The sequence below is a fragment of the Frankia sp. AgB32 genome, from assembly GCF_023243045.1.
GTDB lineage: Bacteria > Actinomycetota > Actinomycetes > Frankiales > Frankiaceae > Frankia.
The window spans coordinates 1-4,740 of sequence record NZ_JALKFX010000126.1 but is presented as its reverse complement, the minus strand read 5'-3'; the positions used below and the strand labels follow the sequence as shown (position 1 = coordinate 4,740).

The following is a 4,740-nucleotide window of genomic DNA, read 5'->3' as shown; positions in this document are numbered from 1 at the left end:
GATGTCCGGCGCGGGGTCGAACACGTTCCAGTACACGGCCAGCCGGCCGCCGGGCCGCAGCACCTCGGCCGCGCGGGGCCCCCCCCCCGGGGGGGGGGGGCCCCCCCCCCCCCCCCCCCCAACCGTGCGCCGGACGACGTTGTCCGGTCGATCACGGATCACCCCGGTGAACCCCACCCCGCAGGGTTCACAGAGACGGGCCCACCGCCAGGCACTTCGCCGGGTCGGGGGAGCTGGCGCACAGCTCGGCGTCATGGCCGATCGACAGCGCCAGCGAGTCGTGCGCGTCGAGCGGCGCCGAGGCCGGCGGCACACCGTTGTCGGTCGCGCCGATCGACGCGACCCCCAGCCGGACGACCGCCCCGACCGGCAGCACACCCGCGACCTGCACCACGACCTCGACGGCCCGCACCTCGAGCGAGGTGGCCGTCTGGACCTGACGGTTCAGCACCACGTACCCCAGCCCAGGCAACGGGATGAAGGTGTTGGGTGCCACGGACACCGGCAGATGAATTCCGGCTACCGTGAGATCGACGAACTGCGTACCCGCCGCATTGAGCGTGGGCGGCAGGTTCGTCGTCTTGGACGCGTTGGCCTGCGACGTGATCGCGCTTGCGGTAATCAACCCGTTGAGCAGGTTCAGGCCCGCCAGGTTGAGCCGCGAACTGCCGATCGAGGTCGGATTACCGAGCACCGCCGTCCCCGTGGCGGAGATCACGCCCGTCGTGAGCAGGCCCGGCAGGCTGATGCCGACCAGGTTCGACGTGTAGGTCCCCCCGTTGCAGGGGACGCTCTGCGCGATCAGCGGCTTCACGCTGATCGGGCCCGCCGCGATGAGGTTCGAGTAGGCCAGCCCGGTGAGGAACACCGGCGGCTTCGGCAGGAATCTCGACTGGGTCGAGCCGATGACGAGGTCGAGCCCCGCGTTCGGTCCGGCCGTGATCCGCACGTGTACCCCGACAGTGCGAATACCGGTCGGCAGCAGAGTCTGCTCGTTGAGGGTGATCGAGCCCAACAGCGGGATCGGGATCACCGTGTTCGCCCCGATCGAGCCGAGCGGGATGCCGATACCGAGGACGCTCAGGCTGCCCAGCGAGACCGCACCGTTGGAGCTGATGGTCGTCCCGTTGTTGACCGCGGTCGAGGTGACGCCGAGACCGGTCAGCGCGACCAGCCCACCCAGCAGGTTGACCGACGCCACCGTGCTGCGGGTGACGGCGACCTGCCGGTTGTTCGGCGCCTGCTCCGAGGTGGAGGCGGACTGGAACACAGCGGTCCCGGTCAGCAGACCCGGGATGTCGACGACGCCGCCGCCGGTGGACAGCAGGCCCGGCAGGGTGGTGCAGGAGATGCCGGCCGGGAACGTCGGGCCCGACGTCAACGTGCCGCCCACCGAGACCTGTGTGGCATAGGCGAACTGCTCGTAGGCGAGTGGGTTGGGGACGGCCTGGGCCGCCCCCACACCCACGCCGACCATGGTGACCGCGAGGACACCGCCGGACACAACGCCGGCAGTGAGCCGACGCAGTCCCACCCGAGGCGCTACGCGGAGCGAACTACGCATCAATTCCTCCTCTCCGTAATTGGATGATGACCGACAGCGATCATCCTAGGGAGGGGTACTGCAATGACTCGACTACTCGTAAGTAATCAGCCTCGTTGAATGAGTTTCGGGCGTGTCGGCGTACGGGCCGGTCAGAGGGACTCCACGGCGAGACCGGCGTCTTCGTGCCGCGGTGTCTGGGCCGGCACCCAGCCCGCGACCGGCGGGTTCGCCCCGTCCGCACCGCTCGCGCCGCCGCCGGTCTCGCCGCCGCCGGGGACCACACCGCCGGCGACGGAGGCGCCGCGGTGGGTGTCGTGCGGGCCGGGCAGCCAGCGGCGGGTGTCGAGGACGAGCCGCGCGTGCCGGGCCACCTCGTCGCGGTCGAACGCGTCGTGGTCGATGAGCACGACGACGAGGTCCGCCGCGGCGAGCTCGGCGGGGAGCGCCGGGACCAGCCGGACCCGCGCCGGCACCTGCGCCGGGTCGACGTGCGGGTCGGCGGCGCGCAGCTCGGCGCCGAGATCGGCGAGCAGGCCCGCGATCCGCATCGACGGCGACTCCCGGGCGTCGCCGGTGTTCTTCTTGTATGCCAGCCCCAGCAGCAGGATGCGACTGCCGGCCACCGACCGGTGCCGGGCATTGAGCATCTCGGTGACCCGGCGCACGACGTGGTCGGGCATGTGGTCGTTGACGTCGTTCGCCAGCTCGACGAAGCGGAAGCTGCGCCCGAGGCTGCGCCGCACCCGCCAGGACAGGTAGGACGGGTCGATCGGCAGGCAGTGGCCGCCGACCCCCGGTCCGGGCGTGAACCGCAGGTAGCCGAACGGCTTCGTCGACGCCGCGTCGATCGCCTCCCAGACGTCGACGCCGAGCTCGTGGGCGAACATCGCCAGCTCGTTGACCAGCGCGATGTTGACGTGCCGGAAGGTGTTCTCCAGCAGCTTGGTGAGCTCCGCGGTGCGGGTGGAGCCGACCGGGACCGTGCTCTCGACGAGGCTGTCGTAGAAGGCGGTGACCGCCGCCAGGCTGGCCGGCCCCATGCCGGAGACGACCTTCGGGGTGTTGACGAGGTTCCACGTCCGGTTGCCGGGGTCGATGCGCTCCGGCGAGTAGCCGAGGTGGAAGTCGACGCCCGCCATGAGCCCGCAACCGGCCTCGAGCAGCGGCGCGACCAGTTCCTCGGTGGTCCCCGGGTAGGTGGTCGACTCCAGGATCACCGTCGCGCCCGGGCGCACGAGCGGCGCGAGGCTGCGGGCCGCGTCGACGATGTACGACAGGTCCGGGGCGCCCTCGCGCAGCGGGGTGGGCACGGTGATGACGGCGACGTCGAAGCCCGCGGCCCGCGCGTAGTCGGTCGTCGGCAGGTAGCAGCCGCTGTCCAGGGCAGCGACCAGCTCGCCCGCCGGGATGTCCTCGACGTAGGACTGGCCCGCGGCCAGGCGCGCGGCCCGGTCCGCGTCCACCTCGACGCCGACCACGTCCCAGCCCGCGGTGACCGCCCGCATCGCCACCGGAAGTCCGACATACCCCTGCCCGATCACCACAAGCTTGTTCGATGACATGAGCAGAGTGTTGCGTATCAGCTACATAAAGTGATGGAGCGCGCTCATCGTGTCCTGTCGACGGTGGGCGAAGTCCATGTTGATTTAGGTGCCGCGCCGAGCTGGGAATCCACCGACGCCTGGCCGTAGAAGTGCCTGGTCATCGTTCTCCGCCGACACCATCTCGCCGCCGCGACGGTCGGCGGCGCCATCCAGACCAAGGTCGGCGACGAGATTCTCGAGACCCTCGTAGGCCGCTTTGCGCGGACTAGCGATGCGGGACGCCGGGACGCCGGACGGGAGGGTTGGTCGGGGCGGGGCGCTGGCCGAAGGGAGTCGGCTCGGGTGCGGCGGTGCGGGCGAGGACGCTGGCGATGCGTTGGGCCGCGTGGCCGTCCCACAGGGGCGGGCGGCGCGGCGGGCGCGGGTCCTCCAGGGTGGCCAGGGCGGCGCGGATGATGGTGTCCGGGTGCCGGCCGACGACCTGGTTGGTGCCTTCGGTGACGGTCAGCGGCCGTTCGGTGGTGTCGCGCAGCGTCAGGCAGGGGACGCCGAGGATGGTCGTCTCCTCCTGGATGCCGCCCGAGTCGGTGAGCACGATCCGGGCACCGGCCTGCAGCGCGATCGAGTCGAGGTAGCCGACCGGCGCGAGCAGCCGGATCCCCGGCGGCAGTCGGTCGGCCACCTTGGCAGCGGTGCGCGGATGGGCCGGGAACACCAGCGGGCAGCGGGCCGCGATCTCCCCCAACGCGTCGAGCAGCCCGGCGAGCGTCGACGGGTCGTCCACGTTCGCCGGCCGGTGCAGGGTGACCAGTCCGTAGCCGCCGGGACGAAGGCCATGCTCGGCCAGGACCGGGCGGGCGAGCGCGTCGTCGCGGCAGGCCAGCAGGGTGTCGACCATGACGTTGCCGACGAGGTGCACGGCGTGCGGCGCCGCGCCTTCGCGCAGCAGGTGGTCCACGGCCTCCGGGGAGGTGGCGAACAGGTCGGCGCAGAGCTGGTCGACGACGATCCGGTTGATCTCCTCCGGCATCGAGCGGTCACCGCTGCGCAGCCCGGCCTCGACGTGCGCGGCGCGCACCCCCGCCTTCGCGGCGACCAGCGCGCACGCCAACGTCGAGTTCACGTCACCGAAGACGACCACGACGTCGGGGACGAGGGTGTCCAGCAACGGCTCGAACGCGGTCATCACGGCAGACGTCTGCACCGCGTGCGAACCCGAACCGGCGCGCAGGTGATGATCGGGCTCACGCAGGCCGAGCTCGGCGAAGAAGACCCCGCTCATCGCGGTGTCGTAGTGCTGGCCGGTGTGCACGAAGGAGACCCGGAAGTCCGCCGCGGTCAGCGCGTCGAGCACCGGTTTCGCCTTGACGAAGTTGGGCCGTGCCCCGGCGACGACCACCGCGTGCGGACCGGCCGCCGGCGGGGTCCGCTGGGCGGGCGCGGCGGTCACGACCGGACCCGCGCGGCGGTGGTGCGATCCCGCGGCACCTCGACGCGGCCCGCTGGGACGGTCGGACCCGCGAGGGCCGTCGCGGTCGGGGACGGCCCGAGCAGGCCCTCGCGGGCGGCCGCATCGGACTCCAGGACGAGGTCCGAGTCGACCATCATCGCGATCAGTTCCTCGAAACCGACCTTCGGTTCCCAGCCCAG

At 71.8% G+C, this 4,740-nt stretch carries 3 protein-coding genes and 1 pseudogene; all 4 read right to left on the bottom strand.

Translation table 11 applies throughout. The features are described 5' to 3' along the window. Positions 1-187 precede the first annotated feature (187 nt). Positions 188-1,564 carry a choice-of-anchor P domain-containing protein gene (locus MXD60_RS25805; RefSeq protein WP_248822219.1) on the bottom strand — a complete coding sequence of 459 codons (1,377 nt, stop codon included), beginning with the start codon at positions 1,562-1,564 and terminating at the stop codon, positions 188-190. Positions 1,565-1,695: 131 nt separating this feature from the next. Further along, a complete protein-coding gene (locus MXD60_RS25800) occupies positions 1,696-3,108 on the bottom strand; it encodes a nucleotide sugar dehydrogenase (protein ID WP_248822217.1) in 1,413 nt (470 codons plus the stop codon). A gap of 247 nt (positions 3,109-3,355) precedes the next feature. Next, a complete protein-coding gene (gene wecB, locus MXD60_RS25795; RefSeq protein ID WP_248822208.1) occupies positions 3,356-4,540 on the bottom strand; it encodes a non-hydrolyzing UDP-N-acetylglucosamine 2-epimerase in 1,185 nt (394 codons plus the stop codon). Continuing rightward, positions 4,537-4,740, bottom strand: a pseudogene (locus MXD60_RS25790) (GDP-mannose 4,6-dehydratase); the annotation flags it as partial. The gene wecB and the pseudogene MXD60_RS25790, both read right to left, overlap by 4 nt.

Bases quoted from the DNA above. Each gene is read 5' to 3' on its own strand.
- MXD60_RS25805 (WP_248822219.1), bottom strand. From the start codon at position 1,564: ATGCGTAGTTCGCTCCGCGTAGCGCCTCGGGTGGGACTGCGTCGGCTC.
- MXD60_RS25800 (WP_248822217.1), bottom strand. From the start codon at position 3,108: ATGTCATCGAACAAGCTTGTGGTGATCGGGCAGGGGTATGTCGGACTT.